This window comes from Levilactobacillus tujiorum (assembly GCF_012641185.1).
Lineage (GTDB): Bacteria > Bacillota > Bacilli > Lactobacillales > Lactobacillaceae > Levilactobacillus > Levilactobacillus tujiorum.
This window is the reverse complement of record NZ_JAAXLK010000008.1, coordinates 85,940-106,272: the sequence shown is the minus strand read 5'-3', so window position 1 is coordinate 106,272 and position 20,333 is coordinate 85,940. Positions and strand designations below refer to the sequence as shown.

The window sequence follows — 20,333 nt, the reverse complement described above, 5'->3', positions numbered from 1 at the left end:
TTGGTAAATCCCACGGCTGAGCTCAAATTTAGCTCACTCTCGGCTGCATAGATATTGTCTTCTATATTTGCTAACTGCTGATGTACCAAGTGATTAAACCAATTTACTAATCAAAGCCTAATGTAGCCGGAGGACCGCCTCTCAGGCCGCAGGCGTTCCCCCACAGCAGGCGGAATCTCTGCCAGCCGCAGGTGACGGGTTTAGGCTATTCTTCAGACTAAAATCCTGGTCACTTCAGCATTGGGAATGATTTTAGTCCTTTCGACCTTTAGGACGTTATCTGTGGCTTCGCTAGGCATTAGCGAACACGCAGGGTTGGTCAGCTAAGTGGCCAGACGTGATATGGCGCGGGGGAGGAGCAGTCGGCGCTGGAATAATCAGCCAGCGTTGATCGTTTTCAGGTGCATACTCACGATTATATTTGAGATAAGAAGAGGCTATTTATGAATAACCAACAACCTAATCAAAAATGGGGGGCCGGATTCAAGGCTCGCTTTAAATATTTCTGGCATCGATTCCAATTAACGCGGTGGCTGATTGTCATTGCGCTGAGTGGCTTCCTGCTGCTGAGTGGTTATCTGACGTTTATGGCTAAGACGGCCAACGTGGGCGACCTGAAGGCAGCGCTGGAAAACCCGACACAGATTTATGATCGTAGCAATCGCAAGGCAGGTACCCTGTACTCGCAGAAGGGGACTTACGTACCGCTGAAACGGATTTCACCGAATGTACAGAGCGCGGTGATTTCAACGGAAGATCGTAATTTCTACCATGAATATGGATTCTCCTTTAAGGGATATGCGCGGGCTTTCTTCTTGTATGCTAAGAATAAGGTGTTGCGCCACAACTACATTAGTGGTGGGGGAAGTACCCTGACCCAACAGTTGGCCAAAAACGCTTATTTAACGCAGGAGCAAACCTTTACTCGGAAGTTTAAGGAACTTTTCTTGTCGATCGAAATTGAGAATGTCTATAGCAAGAAAGATATTCTGTCCATGTACCTCAACAACGCCTACTTCGGCAACGGGGTTTGGGGCGTTCAGGATGCCGCCGAGCGGTACTTTGGCACCTCAGCAGAGAAGTTAACCGTACCGGAGTCGGCGGTTTTAGCGGGGATGTTAACGTCGCCTAGTGCGTACAATCCGATTGACCATCCCGCAGCCTCCAGATCGCGGCGCAACGTGGTAATTGGGCTAATGGCGGAGACCGGGGCCATTACGAGTGAGCAGGCTAAGCAATACCAGGCAACGGCCTTAACGACGAGTGATAACTACGCCTACAAGAACACGTATAAGTATCCTTACTTTTTTGATGCTGTCATCAATGAGGCCGTCAGCAAGTATGGTTTAACGGAATCTGAGATTATGAACAAAGGTTATAAGATCTACACAACGCTGGATCAATCGAACCAACAGCAGATGCAGACACTATTTAAGAATGACAATTATTTCCCAGCTAATGCGAGTGATGGCACCAAGGTGCAAGCTGCCAGCATAGCGATTGATCCGGATACTGGCGGCGTTGAAGCCGTTGTCGGTGGGCGGGGTAAGCACGTCTTCCGGGGGTACAACCGGGCCACGCAGATGCAGCGACAACCGGGCTCAACCATTAAGCCACTGGCCGTCTACACGCCGGCGTTGGAGAATGGTTACTACTATGATTCGGAGATTACCGACAAAAAGAAATCTTACGGGTCCAATCACTACACGCCGGAGAACTATGGCAATCAGTACAGCGGGAAGATCCCGATGTACCAGGCACTGGCGCAAAGTACGAATGCGCCCGCAGTTTGGTTACTGAACAAGATTGGTGTGGATAAGGGATACGAGTCCGTGAAGAAATTTGGTTTACCCGTGACCAAGTCTGATAAGAACTTGGCCTTGGCCTTGGGGGGCTTAAAGACGGGGGTCTCGCCGCAACAACTAGGTCAGGCCTATACAGCATTCGCCAACAATGGGACGATGTCGTCAGCCCACTACATTCGGAAGATTGTTGATGCATCCGGTAACGTGGTGGTTAGCACCGATGATAGTCAGGCTAAGACGACCAAAGTGATGTCGCAGAAGACGGCTAAGCAGATGACCAGTATGATGATGGGCGTCTTCAACTATGGAACCGGGGCAAGCGCCAAGCCATATGGCTATACCATTGCCGGTAAAACCGGGAGTACGGAAGCCGATGGTGATGCGGATGCCACCCGTGATAAGTGGATCGTCGGGTACACGCCAGACGTGGTCGTGACGACCTGGGAAGGATTTGACAGCACGAGTAGCAAGCATCACTTGGAGAATGTCAGTGGGACTGGCGAAGGCCCGTTATTCCAGGCAGAAATGCAAGGAATTCTACCGAATACCAAGGGCACGTCCTTCACCACGAAGGATGCGTCGACCCTGGCTAAGGCGGAGAATAACGGTACCGGTTCTGGTTCTAGTGATATCTGGGATCAGGTGCAAAATGGCATTGATAATGCCGGGAAGACCTTCAACAATGCCGCCAATACGGTTAAATCTTGGTGGGAAAAGGCAAAATCCTACGTGGAATAGCTGAAACCCGCTGGGGTTGTCTTCAAAAGCATGGTACAATGGTGAATGATTAACCTATCCGGGCGGATGCCCATCAAGGAGGAACACTAATGGCAGACATGCACGCATTGGGCGAACAAGTAGCCCAAACCTTGCAAGAAACGCAAGAATTCAAAGATCTTCAAGCCGCTTTTGATACGATGAAGGCCGATGATGAAACGTACAAGTTGTTTAAGGAATTTGAACAAATTCAAATGGACTTACAACAAAAACAAATGACAGGTCAACAACCAACGGACGAAGAAATGAAGCACGTCCAAGAAGTTGCCGGTCGCGTTTCCGAAAAGGATGCCATCAAGGCTTTGATGGACAAGGAACGGGGCGTTAACGACCTGTTAACCGATTTGAACAAGATGATTACCCAACCGATCCAAGCAATTTACCAAGGTTAGGATGAAAAAGAATCGTCGGCGCGACCATTCCATTGGGAAGACGGTGCCGACGATTTTTTTGTCAGGTCAGTTTGGGGTTTTCGAAGCTAATGGGCGAGCGTAAAATCTGCGTGCCCAGTTATTGGGCTGCGGAAATCGAATCCAGCTGATATTTTGGCAGTTTATCGTCAAAGAAAGGTAGGCCCAAACGATGAAGTTTATTCATGCGGCTGATTTACATTTAGATAGTCCATTCTTGGGACTACAACACTTGCCGAATGTCTTGCTCACGCAGGTTCGCGAGTCAACGTTTCGAGCGGCAACTCGGGTCTTTGACCGGGCGCTGGCTGAAAAGGTTGATTTTGTTTTATTAACCGGCGATTTATTCGATCGTGCGGAGCAAAGCGTTGCGGCGCAAGCATACTTATTTAAGCAATTTGAACGACTCAATGATGCTCATATTCCGATTTTTATTAGTTTTGGCAATCACGATTATTTGGCCGATCAACACCAAACGGTCAGCTATCCTGAGAATGTGACGGTGTTTGGCGCGCAAGTCAGTACGCATACGTTGACCCTGACGACGGGTGAGACGGTGGCAATCAGTGGGTTTAGTTACCCGCAGCGCTGGGTGGCAACCGATCAGACGGGAGATTTCCCAGCCCGGGCAGCCACTGATTGGCATATTGGCATGCTGCATGGGGCAGTTAATTCAGGTGGCGAGGCCCACTATGCCCCGTTTACAGTGAATGAATTGTTGGAAAAACGGTACGACTACTGGGCGTTAGGACATATCCATCAGCATCAATGCCTAAACCAGCAGCCACCGGTCATTTACGCGGGCAATACGCAGGGCCGATCAGTCAAGGAAGCGGGTGACCGAGGGGCTTATCTGGTCACCAGCGACGGGCAGACGTTGCGGCCGACTTTCTTTAGCACGGCCGAGATTCTCTGGGAGACGTGTCAGCTGACCCTTTCCGAGACGGACACGTTGACGGCACTTAGCCAGCAGCTAGTGGCTTGGCTAAGTGACCACGCCGCCCAACGGTTGACGCTGACCACGGTGGTCATTCGGTTAGCGCAACAACTATCTGATGAAGATACCGCACAGTTAGCCAGCGGGGATTGGCTTACGCTCTGGCAACGGACGCAGCAGCGGGTGATGCGGGCCGCCAACCGTTACATCGTGGCGGTGGTGTTGAACGACCAGCCTGTCAAGATTGAGGCGCCGCAGCTGGATGAACAGTATTGGGATCAAGGTGCGGCCAGTGTGTTTACCCCGACCAACCTACAATCGTTATTTGGCAAATTAGCGCAGGAGCCGGCTTTGGCTGACTGGTTTGTTCAGCAACAGACGAGTGATGAGTTGGAACGCGCGGCCCGACAACAGTTGGCGCGACTAATGGGAGAGGAGGATGACCATGTATCTTAAACGGCTGACAATCTACGGTTTCGGCAAATTTCATGACCGGACGTTTTCGTTAACAGCAGGATTCAACGTCATGCTGGGTCCCAATGAAGCGGGAAAATCTACGCTGACCCAGTTCATCAGTGCCATTCTGTTTGGCTTTCCGACCAAGAAGCATCCGGAATTGCGCTACGAACCGTTAGACGGCAGTCGGTTTGGTGGCGAAGTGGTGATGACTTTGGCCGGGACGGATTACCTGGTCAGCCGAGTGGATGGTCCGCGGGGCGGTAAGGTCACCTTACACAATTGTACCCTCGATTTGGACTTGCCAGCGGCCAACCTGCCACGGCTATTGGCCCCGGTAGATAGTCAACTGTTCAAGAATGTCTACGCCATCACGGAACCTCAGCTGAGTACGGTCTTCTCGGCTTCCAAACAGGAATTGATTGATCGCTTACGTCACGTTGGTGCGGTGGGCAGTGATTTTTGGTTACAGCAAGCGCAACGACTGGATCGCTCAGCAGAGGCCTTATATAAGCCGCAAGGTCGCAAGCCGCAGTTGAATCAGCTGTTGCAGGCGCATCAGGAGTTGACGGCTAAGTTGACTAAGGCCAATGCCACTTATGAGACCTATTGGGGACTACTTAAGGAACAGACCGAGCAACGTCACCAGCAAGCTCACTTGCGGCAACAATTAAAGGTTCAGCGGGAGATCGCCAGTCAGTATGATCAACAACTGGCCATGTGGCCTATCTTTCAGCAATGGCAAAAGCTGGATGCCGCAATGGCTCCCGTGCCCGATGGTTTTCAGGAACGCGATGCGGCCACGCTGGAACGACTGGAAAATCAAGTCAAGGCGACCACGGCTGCACGACAAGAGACGCAGACCCAGTTAGCGCAATTACAGGAGCAGGCCCAGCTGCCACCTTTATTTCAACAGTACCTACTGGTGACGGCGCAGGTCGATCCCTTACTCAACCAATTGCCAGATATTACCATTGCGGAACGCGAACGGCGCCGCTTGCAGCAGGACCGCCAAGATCTGCAGCAACGCGCGACCACTCTGGAACAGCAATACGCGGTACAGGGTCAAATGCCACGAGCTTTCTCACTCGCCACAACGCAACGCGTGCAGCAATTGGCGGCTAAGTTAACGCTGGCAACGCAAAAACGCCGACGCTTACAGCAATCACTTAATCAGTTAAATGAGCAATACCGGCAACAGCAACCGGGACGCCAGCGGCAATCTAACCCGTTGGCGGATAAGCAGATAGGTTGGCTAGCGGCTGGCCTCGTTGTTTTGGTGGGGTCGATGTTTTTACCCGCCACGATTTTTAAACTAGCAGGGGCTCTTCTCGGGGTAGCTGTGGGGTATTACGGCGTCTTTATCGTGGATAGTAGTACGCCGGCTAGCCGGCAGCAACAGACGTTGGAAGATGATATTCGCGACGTTCAGGCCCAGTTGCGAGAGGGCAGTCGGACGATGGATCAGTTGACCAGTGAACTGGATGACATTGGTGATGCTCATGGATTAGGGAATTTACCCGTTGAGCAGTGGTCGGCAGCCCAGAAGGCAATTGTTGAGTGGGATCGGTTAACCCAACGAATTGAAGCAACGACGGCCCAATTAACCACCGTTGCCCAGCAGGTGGAGACTTTCAGGGCAGCGGTTCAGGCCGCCTTGCCCACGTTAGCGGGGGTCGACTTTAGTGAGGTATTAACCCAGCTCCAGGCGTTGCAGAACACGCAGCAGAAATTACAGCATCAGGAGAGTGACGTCGCAGCAACCGCGACCCGATTGAAGCGGGAGCAGACGGCGGTTGATCAGGCCCAACGCGCCATCACGACCTTTTTGCAGACGCGTAATTTGCGGAGCGCAACGGCCTTTTATCAACGCTACCAACAGGCACGTGAGCATGAGAATCTCACCGCACAGCGGACCGCCTTGGCCCAACAGATGGGGTCACAGTTGGCTAAACTCCAGCAGGTAACGACCCATGCAGATTTGATGAGCCAGGCGACGGCGGCCACCAACCAAGTGGTCGCGTTGCAACATCAACTGGATACGGTGACCGCGCGATTAGCCACGGTTGCTGGCCAGCTGGAGCATTTGACGGCGAGTGGCACCCAGGCAACGTTGCGGCAGCGGTTGGCCAACCTGGAAGCCCAGATGCAAGCGGTCACGCAGCAGTGGTTGGTGGATCGACTGGTGAGTCAGTGGATTGCGGCGACTTTGGCAGCGGCTTCGGGGGATCGGTTACCCCAGATCGTTAAAACGGCTAGTCAATTCTATGGTAAACTGACGGAAAACCGGTATACTGAAATTGAACTCACTTCAACTGACTTACGGGTACGGCGGCAGGATGGCGATTGGCGGTTAGTATCGCAACTATCCCGTGGAACGGCGGAACAGCTTGATTTTGCGATTAAGTTGGCCTTTGCAGTCGTGATGGCCCAGCAGGTAGCCATGCCCGTAGTGATTGATGATGGTTTGGTGAATTTTGATGCGCAACGACGGCAGGCGGCTTATCGCCTGTTAGCTGACATCAGTCGTCACGTTCAGGTTATTCTACTGACGGCGGATGCGCAGGTTGCAGCGGGGTTACCGACAGAAAATTTAATGAACTTAACGGATTAGGAGGGCTAGCATGGCAGCGACAAAACAATTAATGGATTATGCGGTGGATGAGGCAGTTGATCTGTTTGTACTTCTTAAGTCTGCCGATGTTCGGGTAGCAAAGAATGGCAAGCAGTATATCGCCTTGATTTTTGAGGATCGGTCTGGTGAAATCTCTGGAAAATATTGGGATGCTTCTGATGAAGACGTGACTAACTATGTGGCAGGGAAGATCGTGCACCTTCAAGGTAAACGGGAAAATTATCAAACCCATCCCCAGATTAAAATTTTCCACTTGCGGTTAGCTAAACCGGGAGAACCGGCTGATCCAGAGCTATTTATTGAACAGGCACCCATGAGTCGGGCGGCAATGGAAGATTACATCAATCAGACGATTTTTGAGATTACCCAGCCGACTTGGAATCGGTTAGTTCGGAAGTTGCTGAGTGAGTATCAGGATCAATTCTTCACTTTTCCAGCGGCCAAGAGTAATCACCATGCCTTTAAAGGCGGGCTGGCGTTTCATACCATTTCAATTCTGAAGTTAGCGCATGCCGTAACGAAACAGTACCCGGATCTGAATGCGCCGCTCTTGTTTGCTGGTGCGATTCTCCATGATTTAGGAAAGACCATCGAGTTGTCTGGTCCACAGTCAACCACCTATACGTTGGCTGGAAACTTAGTCGGACACATTGTATTGATTGATGGGGAACTCGTACGAGCATGCACGCCGTTGAAGCTAGACCCGCAAGCAGAGGACGTTTTGCTCCTGCGGCATATGATTTTGAGTCACCACGGCCTGTTGGAATACGGATCGCCAGTGCGGCCGGCGCTCCGGGAGGCGGATGTCTTGCATCAATTGGATGAGTTAGACGCGTCTATTATGATGCTGGATACGGTGGTAGAACACACCGAACCGGGTGAATTCTCAGAACGGGTCTTTGCGTTGGACGGCCGCCGCTTTTACCGACCAACGACGGATACGTCACAAGCCCCGGCTGATCCTCAGGAAAAATAAGCAGGTCAAAATTAAAAAGCGTGATCGCTACTTGAAGAGAGGGCGATCACGCTTTTTGAGTGACTAGATTAAATTGTCCACGCTCCGGCTGTCAGGGATGTGGGGACGATTCAGGATGGAAGACCCGCTCGTTTTGACGCCACGTGCGTTGTTAAGGTGGGGAGCATGGCGATCATCGGGGCAAAATGTCAAAAACTATTTACATTTACTGACAAACATGTTTTACTATAAGTGTCAAAAGTTTTTGACATTTTGAGAGGGTGATAAATAATGCGCAATAGTATTGCCGTTCGGCGTAAGCAGTTGAAATTGTCACAAGCGGCAATTGCTGAGCTTGCCGATGTGACGCGGCAAACCATTAATGCTATCGAGAATGATAAGTACGATCCATCCTTAACTTTAGCTTTCAAACTTGCAGAGATCTTAAACACCACAGTGGATACGTTATTTATGTACCAGTCGAAGGGGGAGGGCTAAATGACCCGTGCACAGCGAATTGTTCGGTTTACTTTTTGGAATAATAATTTAACTTTCGTCATCTTGGGAATTTTATTTTGGGTCGACATGCCAGTTTGGTTGAACTTGATGGTCGTCTTACTTATCTCAGCAAATTTAGCAGGGCTCATGTGGTACCTCAATCGGTTGGGGATCAAGAAAATAAGCGGTCTTTATTTTGTCGATGATGAACGCGACAAGGCAGTGGCCTTACGCGTCCATAACGCCTGCATGAATACACTGCTCCAAGGGATGTTCTTATTAATACTGGTGGTTTTTGTTTTGAAGAGTCCAGACTGGCAGCTAACGGTAACGACGTTTGGTAACATCATTTTGGGACTGCTACTGCTGGTTATGGTCGCTAGCAATTGCCAATATTACTATCTTTGGCAAAAGTATGACCGGGACTAGTCGGCTAGCACCCAGAGTGCGGCTAGTTCGATCTAATTTAACGGCGCCATTCTTTGCTAATCTGAGGTATTTTTGCGAAAAAAAAACGCTAGTCATCGCTGACTAACGTTTTTTTAATTCTCAATTACTTAGAAGATGAGGTAGCTGAGGAAGACTTGCTTGATGATAAGTAATCAGACAAGATGTTCTTCAAATCGTTATCCTTGATGGAAACGTCACCCTTCTTCAAGACCTTGGCAACCACGTTGTGAAGGATCGTAGAATCATTCATGTCGTTGTCAATGATTTGCTTCTTGAGTTCAGCCTTGTGTTGGTTAAGCGTACCCTTACCAGGGTTCTTCAACATCAAGATGACATGGTAACCGTATTGCGTCTTAACAGGCGTAGCGGTGTAGTCACCAGTCTTCAGCTTGAAGGCAGCCTTCTTGAAGGTTGAGTCCAGGGAAGTATCGGTGCTATCGAAGGCGCTCAACTTACCACCCTTGTTCTTGGTAGCAGTATCAGTGGAGTACTTCTTAGCTAACTTGGTGAATTCACTCGTCATGTCGCTCTTCTTGGTGTCCTTCAATTCACTGATAACTTTTTCAGCAGTGGACTTCTTAGAAACTAAGATGTGGGCAACCGTGACTTCTGGTTCGTAGCTCTTGAATTGCTTCTTGTATTGTGCGTCAGAAATCTTGACGTTGTCCTTAACAGCTTCCTTCAAGAGTAAGTTAGAACGGATTTCAGTCTTTAAACCGGATTCCGTCATACCACTTTGGGCAAGCACGCTCTTGAATGATGAACCGTATTGGGCCTTGTAAGTGTTAAACTGCTTGGTAACTTCGGACTTCTTAACCTTGTCACCATATTGTTTTTCCAAGACTTTGTTCAGGATCATCTGTTGCAGAACTTGCTTACCAGAAGAAGTTCCCTTCAGGCTGCTGTAATAAGCACTTTCGGTGATCTTACCACCACTAGTAGTGGCAACGGTTTGGTTCCCACAGCCAGCAAGCGTTACCGTCAGTAACAAACCAGCAAGGGCGATAAACCATTTCTTCATATTACTCAACACATCCATTCATCAAAATTGGTGTAAACACCATACTTGGATATCATAACACAAAAATTCGTAAACCGAAAAAGGTACGAGAAGCTTTACAAAAAGTTCAAAATTACAAGTTGTCCCAGCGAGAGACCGTCTCCTCGATGATGTCGACGCGGGGGGCCACTTTAAAGGCAAACTTTTCGACTTGCGACTGGATATCGTCAATGACGGGAGTCGCCGCAGTGACGGCCGTATTGAGTGCCTGAGCCTTGTCTGCGAGGCGATCCTTTGCGACCTTGATGTCATCGACTTGGTCGACCGTTGTCTGCGCCTGCTGGCTAATGTGCTTGGCCCAGGTCCGGGGATCTTGTTTAGTCAACGTAAAGTAGGCTGCCAAACCAACTCCGGTCGCCAAGGTGACGCCGGTTAAAAACTTTCCAATACCCATGATTACCCCTCCAGTTGAGCTGAAATCTTAGCTTGAATTGCAGCGTAGTCGGCTGATGAGTAGTTGCCAGAATTATCCTTAAAGATCATCTGGAAGTCATCATCGTCGGTGTAACGGGGGACGAGGTGAAAGTGGGAGTGAAAGACGGATTGGTAGGCAACTTTTCCGTTGTTATTGACAATGTTCATGCCCGTGATAGCGGGATTAGAAGCTTGAACGGCCCGCGCAATCTTAGGAATACGTGAGAAGACCGCCGCTGCCAGATCGCTGTCGTAGGCGAAGATATCCTTAACGTGGGTTTTAGGAATCACTAGGGTGTGGCCGGGAGTTCCCTGCGAGATATCTAAGAATGCTTTAACGATGTTGTCCTCATAAACGGTGTAGCTTGGAATGTCACCTTTTAAGATTTTGCAAAAGACACAGTCGTCTGCATAGTGCGGTTCGAGTGTCATTTTATCCATGAAATCTCCTTCTTTCGTGTCGATTTCGTTTATTATACACCATCAATAGGTCCGGATTCATCCCTATCGTTCGTTCACTAAGTGGAGCTATGGTATAATAATTGAGTTATGACTGAAAGATTGGTCAGGTGGCGGTCTCGGTAGCGATGGCCAGCCACCCGTAAAAGATAAAATTTTGAAAGAAACGAGGGAATGCTTATGGCACTAGAAGTTAGCCACGTGGTGGGCGGATACTCCCAGATTCCCGTCTTAAAGGATATTAGTTTTGACGTTAAGGACGGCGAGTTAGTTGGATTGATTGGACTCAACGGTGCGGGGAAGTCCACGACAATCAACCATGTGATTGGATTGTTGACGCCGCATCAGGGAACGATTACGTTAAATGGCGTGACGATCCAGCAAGACAGTCAGGCATATAAGCAACAGATTGCCTACATCCCAGAGACACCAGTGCTCTATCAGGAATTAACGCTGCGTGAGCATCTGGAAGTGACCATGATGGCCTATGACTTGGATCACGAGCAGGCGTGGGCAACGGCTCACGAGCTGTTGAAGACGTTCCGTCTGGACAATAAGCTGGACTGGTTCCCGGCTAATTTCTCCAAGGGGATGAAGCAAAAGGTTATGATTGTCTGTGCCTTCTTGACGCAGGCTAAACTGTTTATTATTGATGAACCTTTCTTGGGCTTAGACCCCCTGGCCGTTAATGATTTGCTGAATCTGATTGAAGAGCGTAAGCAAAAGGGTGCAAGTATTCTGATGTCGACTCACGTACTGGACACGGCGCAACGCTATTGCGATCGGTTCGTGCTGCTACACGACGGTCAGGTGAAGACTGAAGGAACGCTCAGCGAGTTACAAGCCGCTCTTCCGGAAGCGGGGGAATCACTGAACGATATTTACTTGTCGATGACGAAGGTTGATCGCGCATGACGGCTTTATTTAAGACGCGGCTGCAACGCCATCTCCGGGAAATGGCGAAGTATTTGCGGCTAGTATTCAACGATTTCTTCGTGTTTGCGTTGCTCTTCTTACTGGGTGGGCTAGGCTATGGCTATTCAAATATGTTGAAGACCCTACGATTAGGTGTTTGGTGGGCGCCGGTGGTCGTCTTAATCGTGTTGACCATCGTGGCCCAGATTGGCCGGTTCGCGACCTTAATTGAGGATGCCGACCGGGTCTTCTTGCTCCCCAAGGAACGGGCAATGCACGCGTACTTGGTGGCGGCACGGTGTTACAGTCAAGGATTGGCCCAGGCGACACAGTTGGTCGCGGTCTTCCTGTTAGCACCGTTTATCAGTGTCACGATGGGTTGGACCGTGTTGAGTATCATCGAATTAGGTGTCGCACAGGTAATTTTGAAGGACACGTTACTGCGGATGGATTTAGCCAGTGCCTATCAGGTGACTGGGCAAACGCGCATGAACCGCTGGGAGTTTAAGTGGGTACTCAGCCTGGTCGTTTTGGCGGTGGGGCTATGGACCTTACCGCTGGTGGCACTGGGCTTAGCAGTCGTTGTTGATGCGGTCGTGCTGGCATGGTTCAGTCAGCACTGGCAAAGTCAGCAGATTCGCTGGCGTGAGCAGATTAAGATTGAAGATAACCGGATGCTGGGCATTTATCGGTTCTTCAACATGTTTACGGAAGTGCCGATGCTGACGGGAACGGTCAAACGGCGGCGGTATTTGGATGGCCTCTTCAAGCTGATTAAGCCGCGGCATGATCACGTGTACCTCTATTTGTTTAGTCGGGGGATGGCCCGGGGCACCGAATTCAGTGGCTTGGTGGTGCGACTGACCGTGATTGGCATGCTCCTGCTGTACTTTGTGCGCGGCGCCTGGTTGCCGGTAGTCTTAGCGGCCTTGTTCATCTACTTGATTGGGTTCCAATTGCTCCCATTCTTTCAGCAGTATGATAGTGTGGTCTTTACCCATGTCTATCCGATATTGCCAGCGCAGCGAATGCACAGCTTCGTGACGCTGATGACGCTGATCCTGAGCGTCACCGCACTACTCTTATGGATCGTGGTAGCCATCGCTAATCCACACCTGATAACGGCTGGCGTTACCCTACTGGTCGAGGTCGTTGAAGTGTGGTACCTGGCCAGAATCTACACCCCGCAACGCTTAACCCGTTCGATTGAAAATAGGGGTTGACGTGGCTCGCGTTTGCCAATAGAATTAATAATAGCTGACAAATCGAGGAGGGGTGACCATGGCACTGGATATCAGTGACGGCTGGAGTTTGTATCCGCTGGGCGGTAATACCGGTACGGCATATATGGGGACAAAAGCGTCACAAAAAGTGTTCTTAAAACAAAATGCGTCACCGTTTCTTGCCGCGCTCTCGATGGAGGGCATCACACCGCGGTTGGTGTGGACTAAACGGCTTGCCAGTGGGGATGTTATGACAGCTCAGGAGTGGCTGAACGGCCGCACGCTGCATCGCGAGGAAATGCGTGAACAGCGAGTCGCGCGGTTACTCCATCGCGTCCATCATTCTCACCTCCTTCATGATATGTTATTAAAAGTCGGCGGACGATTTACCACGCCCGCCCAGTTGTTAACTCGTTTGCAGCCGGCCTTAGCCGCTGATTTGCGACGTCATCCGTTGATTCAATCAGCGTTTGCTGCGTTACAAGGCGAGCAACCACAACTGCCCAAGACGCATTATGAAGTTTGTCATGGTGATTTGAATCATAAGAACTGGCTGTTGTCTGATCGGCAACGCTTGTATTTGGTGGATTGGGATGCAGCTACTTTTGCTGATCCCGCTTATGACCTAGGGGCCTTGCTCTGCGAGTATGTTCCGTTAGAGGAGTGGCAACGTTGGTTACAAGACTACGGCGAGAAGATCACGGCAGACTTGACCGCGCGGGTTAACTGGTACGCACGGATTCACTGTCTGAGCGTGATTGCCGATAGTTATCACCAACAACGGTTCCAAATCATGAATCAACATTTAATTTTACTAGAAAAACTGACGAGAGCGTCAGTAACGGATTAGCCATTGGCGGGAGCGAGGAAAGACCTTGCGCCCGCCGTTGTGCTTAAAGGAGGAAGTAGCGTGCGTGTACGTAATAAACCATGGGCCAAGGATTATGTGGCCGACCATCCAGAACGATTAGTTGAGGAACCAGAACCGTTGAAGGGAAACTGGCAGAGCCGTTTTCCTAAGGAACAACCGTTGTATGTTGAAATTGGAACGGGTAAGGGCCAATTTATCGTGGAGATGGCCAAGGCCCACCCCGATCGCAACTTCATCGGTATCGAGATTCAATTCTCTGTGATCGCGGCGGCTTTGAAGAAGGTTGTAGCGAGCGAATTGACCAATATTCAATTGGTTCATACGGATGGCGAGGCAGTCAACACGTTCTTCGCAGCGGGGGAAGTGGCTGGTTTGTACCTCAACTTCTCCGATCCGTGGCCTAAGTCACGCCATGCCAAACGTCGCTTGACCTCACCCGTATTTCTAGCGCACTATGCCGATGTGTTGCAGCCAAAAGGTGAAATTCAATTCAAGACGGACAACCGGGGTCTGTTCGAATACTCCTTGGGGAGCTTGAACAACTTTGGCTTGGTATTTGATGGCGTCTGGTTAGACCTCCACGCGGCAACTGACGGGGTGGAAGACGTTCAAACTGAGTATGAACAGAAGTTTTCAGCCAAGGGACCGATCTATCAAGTGATCGCGCACTTCCCAACGGCACAGTAAGATTATTCGAATTGATGAGGGTGCAGTAGCTGACTTGCAGTCAGACTGCACTTTTTTTGCGTTCTGAAAATTTGATTACGTTTAGAAAAATAATCCCGCTGCTTTTACGGAGTTAGTCTGTAAAGAGGGGGAACTGAAATGCTAATTGCTTTGGCGGAGGGCCAGCTGATCGATGCGTTATACGCTGCGCGGTCACGTCACTACGTCTGTCCAGCTTGCCATCAGCCTGTCAACTTACGTCACGGCACCCGGGTTCAGCCCCATTTTGCCCATCGCGCGAAACAGCGTTGTACGGTTGTGAGTGAGGGTGAAACGCGCCAGCATATTCAGGGGAAACGTCAGTTGAGTCTCTTTTTCCAATCGTGGGGACCCGTTACCTTGGAGCGCATTATACCTGAGATTGCGCAACGAGCTGACTGCTGGATTCAACGGCCGGAGAAAGCCCCGGTAGCAATTGAATTTCAGTGTAGTCCGATTACTACCGCGCAAGTATTGGCCCGGACGAGGGGGTACCGGCGGCAAGCAACGTACCCCTTTTGGATTCTAGGCCAGCGTTACTGCCAATATGGCGTAAGTTGGTCCTTAATCGAGCGGTTTGCGACCAGATTACGTGGCTGGGGACTGTCCCTGTTATTCTGGGATGTTCGGCGGCATCAATTGAGAATCGATCACCACATTTGTCAAGACGCCTTAGGTAACTATCATTGGCGTACGACGTGGATTCGACGGCTAGCACAGTTAGAGGCGGGCAATCAAATGCCACTGCCTAGGGTGAGCCTGGACTATTCACGGTGGCGTTCGCGATTGGCCCGTGATTTACGGGTAAAAAACGCCGGCGTACTGGCTGTTCAGGAACGACTCTATGCGGCCGGCCACCATATTTTAGATGTTCCGGCATGCTTGACCACTAAGACAGCGACTCTCCCAATCTTCGGTCAGGGTTTATTATTATGGCGAGCGTTAGTCATTTCACAACTGTTTGCTGGCCCGGTAACGTGGATTTCTAGGCAGATGGTTGAGCGAGCGGGACGACAAAGCTTCGAGACAGTCGGTGGTCACCGTCACGCCGTCTGGTTTACGGGCGATCAAGCCGTAATCACCGCACAACGGGAATTGTTGCTGGAGTTGACCGCACAAGGGTATCTACGCGTTGCACATGACGGCTGGCAAATTCAACGGTGGCCTACCTGGGGGATAATTAGAAAATAATGAGAAAAATACCGGTTCATTCACCAATCCTTGAAATATAAGTGGTAAACTATGGATATGTAAAATTAAAGGAGGATTAGGAAGATGAAACAAATTCCCGAGCGTACGGCGGTTCCAGAGGCATTGACCTGGGATCTGACCCCCATTTATCCCGGCGATGCGGCGTTTAAGCAGGCGGTAGCAGCGGTTAAGGACCAAGCTAAAGAGGTGGCGACCCACCAAAATCAATTGGCCGAAAGTGCGGCCGATCTGTATGAAGTGACGGCAGCCATCTTTGCTTTAAATCGACAGTTAGAGCGAGTGTACGTCTACGCCTCCCTTAAGAATGATCAGGACACGAGTGACGCGAATGCCCAAGACTTATCTGGTCAGGCGGAGAGTTTAGTGGCAACGGTTGCCTCAGCGACGTCTTGGTATGAGCCGGAGGTGTTGGCCTTACCCCAAGTTGTCCTGCAAGCCTTGATTGACGCCGAACCACGGCTAACTGAGTACCAGCACTTTTTCGATGTTTTAGGTGAGCAACGGGACCATACGTTATCACCCGCAGAGGAAAAGTTACTGGCAGGCGCGAGCGATATTTTTGGCGCTTCAGCCAAAACGTACAGCGTGTTGAGTGACGCTGATTTGAAATTCCCAGTTGTTCAGGATGAATCGGGTCATGACGTGCGGTTATCTGAAGGATTGTATGGGGTCTTACTGCAATCCACGCAACCGCAAGTACGTGAGCAAGCATTTAAAGCCCTGTACAGCGTTTATCAGCAGTTCCGGCATACTTTTGCCAGCACCCTAGCCAGTGAGGTTAAAACGCATAATTTTAACGCACAGGTACGTCACTACGGGAGTGCTCGTGAAGCGGCGATGAGTAGCAATAATGTCCCAGCGGTGGTGTATGACACCCTCGTTAAGACCGTTAACCATCACTTGGATGCATTGCACGACTATGTTAATCTGCGTAAGGAAATTCTGGGCTTACCAGAACTGCACATGTATGATCTGTACACGCCAATCACCGGGGAACCAAGCCTAAAGTATACTTACCCAGAGGCGCAACAAGAAGCGCTCAAAGCATTGAGTGTCTTGGGCCCGGATTACGTGGCCAACGTCCAGAAGATGTTCGACGAACGGGCAATTGATGTGGTAGAAAATCAGGGGAAACGTACTGGTGCTTATTCAGGGGGGATGTACGACACTAAACCGTATATCCTGTTGAATTGGCAAGATAGCTTGGAGAGTCTCTTCACGCTGGTTCATGAAATGGGCCACAGCATGCACAGCCATTACACACGGACCAATCAACCTTACCAGTATGGGGACTATTCCATTTTCGTTGCGGAGATTGCATCGACGACCAACGAAAATCTATTGACGGATTACTTGTTGAAGACCCAGACCGATCCGCAAGTGAGAGCTTATGTACTAAATCATTATCTGGATGGGTTCAAAGGAACCGTGTACCGGCAAACCCAATTTGCGGAGTTTGAGGATTACATCCATCAACAGGCCGCTGCGGGAGAAACGCTAACGGCGGACTTCATGAGCAAGTTCTATGGTCAGTTGAACCAACGCTACTATGGGGATGGGGTCATTTCAGATTCACAGATCGCAGATGAGTGGACGCGCATTCCGCATTTCTACTACGACTACTATGTTTACCAGTATTCCACTGGTTTTGCGGCGGCCACGACTTTAGCTCAACGGATTCTCAGTGGTGATGCGACTAAACGTGATGCATACTTGAATTACTTGAAAGCGGGGAGCTCCGCGCTACCAATTGAGGTTATGCAAAAGGCCGGCGTGGATATGACCAAGCCGGATTACTTGGAGACGGCATTCAAGACGTTTGATGATCGGCTAGCAGAATTTAGCCAATTGGCGCATGACTTGAAAAAGAACTGATTTGATTAAAAAAAGTGGTGTCATGACAGCTGAAATGCTGTGATGACACCACTTTTTGGGTTAATCTGGAATGGATTGCCAATCCTGTTGCCAGAAGATCCCCATGGTTTTTTCGCCAGTATGGACACTGATGGCTGGGCCTAACGTACTGCGTGTGACCCGAATGGTTGGAAACTGTTCGTGCAAGGCTTGTTGCCAACGCTGAGCAGTTTCTTCATTATTGGCGTCGATCACGGTCGCATGCAGCGGATAGTCGACTCGTTGGAAGTCGGCTGCCAGGTGACGCGTCATAAAGTTGAAGGCCCGGCGCATGGTTCGTTCCTTGTCGATGGCGATGATTTGACCGGCCTCATTGAAGGTCAGCAGGGGCTTGATATTTAACAGGTTGCCGATCATGGCGGACCGATTAGTCAAGCGGCCAGTGCGAGCCAGGTGGCTGAGATTATCGACCGCAAAGTAGACGTGTTGCGTATCGCGCAGAGCGATCAGCTGGGGCACAATCTCCGCGGCTGATTGACCCGCAGCGATGAGCTTACCAGCTAATAGGCAGAGATTGGCTTCACCGACACTGGCAACTAATGAGTCGACTGGAAAGATTCGTGCCTTGGTGTAGGTCTTGCAGAACATCCGCAGATTGCTCATAAAAGACGTAATTCCGCTAGACAAGTGAATTGAGATGATTTCATCCACACCCTGACTGGCAAGGGTGTCGTAGGCCTCTTCAATCTGTCCCAGAGACACTTGGGCAGTGGTGGGCAATTCGTCAGCAGTTTTCAGATAATTGTAAAAAGTTTGTAGGCTTAGTTCAGACTCTGGATACTGTTGACCACCGAGAATAACCGTGATGGGTAAGACGGTAATCGGGTATTGAGCGATTTGATCGGTGGTGAGGTAAGCGGCAGTATCCGTAACAATAGCTGTGGTCATAAGCGTTCCCTTTCTGGGCAAAAAATAGTTGGGTCAATCATACCACATCAGCGGTGGTTTAGGACAGAATTAGCCACAATAAAAAACCCGAATGGCAGCCATCCGGGTTCTCGTGATTGAATGAATTATAAGACGCGTAAGTGGGGTGGAAAGGCACCCGCAACCGCTGAATTATGTTGGTTATTTGGTGAGTAATTAGGTTCACCCATTAACATTTCTCGCGTAGCAACCCCTTGGCTTTCGCAAACATCGCAGAGCGCATCATAGGTGACATCGTTGAGCAGTAACCCACACTGAGAAACGTCACAATTGAAGATTACTGCGGATGAGGATTGTTCGATCTTCATCTCGGCGGCCATTTTTTGGTCAGTCTGAAAGGCTTGTTTCGCCAAGTCAGACGTGCAATCTTCGGTAAACATGTCGAGGTCTAAGTGACAATCCTTGGCAACTTCTACCGCCAGATCTTGTGAGAACTTTTGGTGGTGATTAACCACGGCCGTCTGCATGTCGAGTAAGAAATCCCGTCCCTTACGTTTACCCTGGAAGAGCGCTGCCTTGTAAGCCAGAATAGCTTGGTAGTAAACGTTGAAGTAAGCGTTGCGTTGCGCCAAGCTATGGTGCTTAGGCAGCGCCTGTTCGATAATTTGTTGATTTAGCAGCGGGACGAATTGAAACGACACCTTGCTATTTAAATGGTCTGCCAACCGCATAATGTTCTGTTCTGAACGCATACAGCGCGCGCCCAGTGGGTTGACGAACAAATAGACTTCTAACACATTGCTTCCTCCTATATCTATCCTGTTGGTAATCAGCAAGGGTCACCAAACAAAAAGTAACAATAGCACTACTTTAGCAAAATTTCAAAAAATAGCAATCCAAACATCTGTTTGCTGGTAGCTCCGTTCGTTTAAAACGCAACCTAATCATGCAACATTTTTGCAGAGAGGTAAAGCTAAACGCCTCGTGAAATTGAAACGGGGGGCAACTTTCGAATTTCGCCGCAGTTAAGAAGTAATTAGTCTCGATTACGGCCAAGTTATGGTAAAATTCATAGGTAAGCTGTGTATTAAGGTTGGGGGATAGTCGTCATGATAGCAAACTGGGATCAATTTTTATTGCCCTATCAACAGGCCGTGAGTGAGTTGAAAGTTAAGCTCCGCGGTATTCGCAAACAATTTGAGAATCGTAATCAACGGCCGCCGATTGAGTTCGTCACGGGGCGGGTCAAGCCAGTGCCTAGCATCGTCGAAAAGATGACGCGGCGGCACGTGGCGGAGGAACGCTTGGAACAAGATATGCAAGACATTGCTGGTCTACGGATTATGTGCCAATTTGTTGAGGATATTTACCAAGTCGTCGATCTCTTGCGACAACGAACCGACCTCACGATTCTTGAGGAACGTGATTATATTCATAACGAAAAGCCGAGTGGCTACCGGTCTTACCATATCGTGGTGGAGTATCCGGTACAATTAGTCACGGGTGAAAAGAAGATTTTAGCGGAGATTCAGGTACGAACCTTGGCAATGAATTTCTGGGCCACGATTGAGCATTCATTAAACTACAAGTATCAAGGTGATTTTCCAACCGAGCTACGGGCGCGGCTACAGCGGGCAGCTGAGGCAGCGTTTAAGCTCGATACGGAAATGTCTGAAATCAGAGAAGAGATTCAGGAGGCGCAGCACTATACGCCTAAGAATGGCGCGGGTGGCGATGCACCAAACTCACCGCAAAGTAAGGAAGATTGAC

General features: G+C 49.8%; 19 protein-coding genes. 14 read left to right on the top strand and 5 right to left on the bottom strand.

The features are described from left to right. Positions 1-443 precede the first annotated feature (443 nt). The 7 genes from HF569_RS05580 to HF569_RS05550 all read left to right on the top strand — a co-directional run bounded on the left by HF569_RS05580 (position 444) and on the right by HF569_RS05550 (position 8,902). Positions 444-2,543, top strand: a complete 2,100-nt coding sequence (locus HF569_RS05580; RefSeq protein ID WP_168901634.1) for a PBP1A family penicillin-binding protein — start codon at positions 444-446, stop codon at positions 2,541-2,543. Positions 2,544-2,632: 89 nt separating this feature from the next. Next, positions 2,633-2,974 carry a YlbF family regulator gene (locus HF569_RS05575; protein ID WP_168849284.1) on the top strand — a complete coding sequence of 114 codons (342 nt, stop codon included), beginning with the start codon at positions 2,633-2,635 and terminating at the stop codon, positions 2,972-2,974. A gap of 190 nt (positions 2,975-3,164) precedes the next feature. After that, positions 3,165-4,385: a metallophosphoesterase family protein gene (locus tag HF569_RS05570; protein WP_168901633.1), complete on the top strand. Its 1,221-nt coding sequence runs from the start codon at positions 3,165-3,167 to the stop codon at positions 4,383-4,385. Further along, positions 4,375-6,999 carry an ATP-binding protein gene (locus HF569_RS05565; RefSeq protein WP_168901632.1) on the top strand — a complete coding sequence of 875 codons (2,625 nt, stop codon included), beginning with the start codon at positions 4,375-4,377 and terminating at the stop codon, positions 6,997-6,999. Before HF569_RS05570 ends, HF569_RS05565 begins: the two co-directional genes overlap by 11 nt. A 10-nt stretch (positions 7,000-7,009) precedes the next feature. Then, positions 7,010-7,996 (top strand): 3'-5' exoribonuclease YhaM family protein, encoded by a 987-nt coding sequence (locus tag HF569_RS05560; protein WP_168901631.1) that lies wholly within the window; start codon positions 7,010-7,012, stop codon positions 7,994-7,996. A 270-nt stretch (positions 7,997-8,266) separates the two neighbouring features. After that, positions 8,267-8,473 carry a helix-turn-helix transcriptional regulator gene (locus tag HF569_RS05555; RefSeq protein ID WP_168901630.1) on the top strand — a complete coding sequence of 69 codons (207 nt, stop codon included), beginning with the start codon at positions 8,267-8,269 and terminating at the stop codon, positions 8,471-8,473. Beyond that, positions 8,474-8,902, top strand: coding sequence for a hypothetical protein (locus HF569_RS05550; protein ID WP_168901629.1), 429 nt, complete (start codon positions 8,474-8,476; stop codon positions 8,900-8,902). It abuts the gene before it with no gap. Positions 8,903-9,026: 124 nt separating this feature from the next. Here the strand turns inward: HF569_RS05550 and HF569_RS05545 are convergent, their stop codons facing one another. From HF569_RS05545 to HF569_RS05535, 3 genes are all read right to left on the bottom strand, one after another. Next, a complete protein-coding gene (locus HF569_RS05545; protein WP_168901628.1) occupies positions 9,027-9,944 on the bottom strand; it encodes a peptidylprolyl isomerase PrsA in 918 nt (305 codons plus the stop codon). Positions 9,945-10,056: 112 nt separating this feature from the next. Continuing rightward, positions 10,057-10,377, bottom strand: coding sequence for a hypothetical protein (locus tag HF569_RS05540; RefSeq protein WP_168901627.1), 321 nt, complete (start codon positions 10,375-10,377; stop codon positions 10,057-10,059). A gap of 2 nt (positions 10,378-10,379) precedes the next feature. Continuing rightward, positions 10,380-10,838 (bottom strand): HIT family protein, encoded by a 459-nt coding sequence (locus tag HF569_RS05535; RefSeq protein WP_211089641.1) that lies wholly within the window; start codon positions 10,836-10,838, stop codon positions 10,380-10,382. Between the two features lie 198 nt (positions 10,839-11,036). Here HF569_RS05535 and HF569_RS05530 point away from each other — a divergent pair, with 198 nt between their 5' ends. From HF569_RS05530 to pepF, 6 genes are all read left to right on the top strand, one after another. Further along, entirely contained in the window at positions 11,037-11,771 is a 735-nt protein-coding gene (locus tag HF569_RS05530) for an ABC transporter ATP-binding protein (RefSeq protein WP_168849290.1), read from the top strand. Continuing rightward, positions 11,768-12,994 carry an ABC transporter permease gene (locus HF569_RS05525; RefSeq protein ID WP_168901626.1) on the top strand — a complete coding sequence of 409 codons (1,227 nt, stop codon included), beginning with the start codon at positions 11,768-11,770 and terminating at the stop codon, positions 12,992-12,994. Before HF569_RS05530 ends, HF569_RS05525 begins: the two co-directional genes overlap by 4 nt. Before the next feature lie 58 nt (positions 12,995-13,052). Next, positions 13,053-13,844, top strand: a complete 792-nt coding sequence (locus HF569_RS05520) for a phosphotransferase (RefSeq protein WP_168849292.1) — start codon at positions 13,053-13,055, stop codon at positions 13,842-13,844. A 60-nt stretch (positions 13,845-13,904) separates the two neighbouring features. Beyond that, on the top strand, positions 13,905-14,552 hold the full coding sequence (gene trmB / locus HF569_RS05515) for a tRNA (guanosine(46)-N7)-methyltransferase TrmB (protein ID WP_168901625.1): 648 nt from the start codon (positions 13,905-13,907) through the stop codon (positions 14,550-14,552). Positions 14,553-14,690: 138 nt separating this feature from the next. Continuing rightward, positions 14,691-15,761, top strand: coding sequence for a competence protein CoiA (locus HF569_RS05510; RefSeq protein WP_168901624.1), 1,071 nt, complete (start codon positions 14,691-14,693; stop codon positions 15,759-15,761). An 84-nt stretch (positions 15,762-15,845) separates the two neighbouring features. Further along, positions 15,846-17,657: an oligoendopeptidase F gene (gene pepF, locus HF569_RS05505; RefSeq protein ID WP_211089639.1), complete on the top strand. Its 1,812-nt coding sequence runs from the start codon at positions 15,846-15,848 to the stop codon at positions 17,655-17,657. A 60-nt stretch (positions 17,658-17,717) separates the two neighbouring features. On the opposite strand, the gene HF569_RS05500 is transcribed toward pepF, so the two are convergent. Together HF569_RS05500 and HF569_RS05495 are read right to left on the bottom strand one after the other, a co-directional pair. Next, positions 17,718-18,584, bottom strand: coding sequence for a DegV family protein (locus tag HF569_RS05500; protein ID WP_168901623.1), 867 nt, complete (start codon positions 18,582-18,584; stop codon positions 17,718-17,720). A gap of 125 nt (positions 18,585-18,709) precedes the next feature. Beyond that, positions 18,710-19,360 (bottom strand): DsbA family protein, encoded by a 651-nt coding sequence (locus HF569_RS05495; RefSeq protein ID WP_168901622.1) that lies wholly within the window; start codon positions 19,358-19,360, stop codon positions 18,710-18,712. A gap of 312 nt (positions 19,361-19,672) precedes the next feature. Here HF569_RS05495 and HF569_RS05490 point away from each other — a divergent pair, with 312 nt between their 5' ends. Further along, complete coding sequence (locus HF569_RS05490; RefSeq protein ID WP_168849297.1) at positions 19,673-20,332, top strand: GTP pyrophosphokinase; 660 nt, start codon at positions 19,673-19,675, stop codon at positions 20,330-20,332. The last annotated feature ends 1 nt before the right edge of the window (position 20,333 follow it).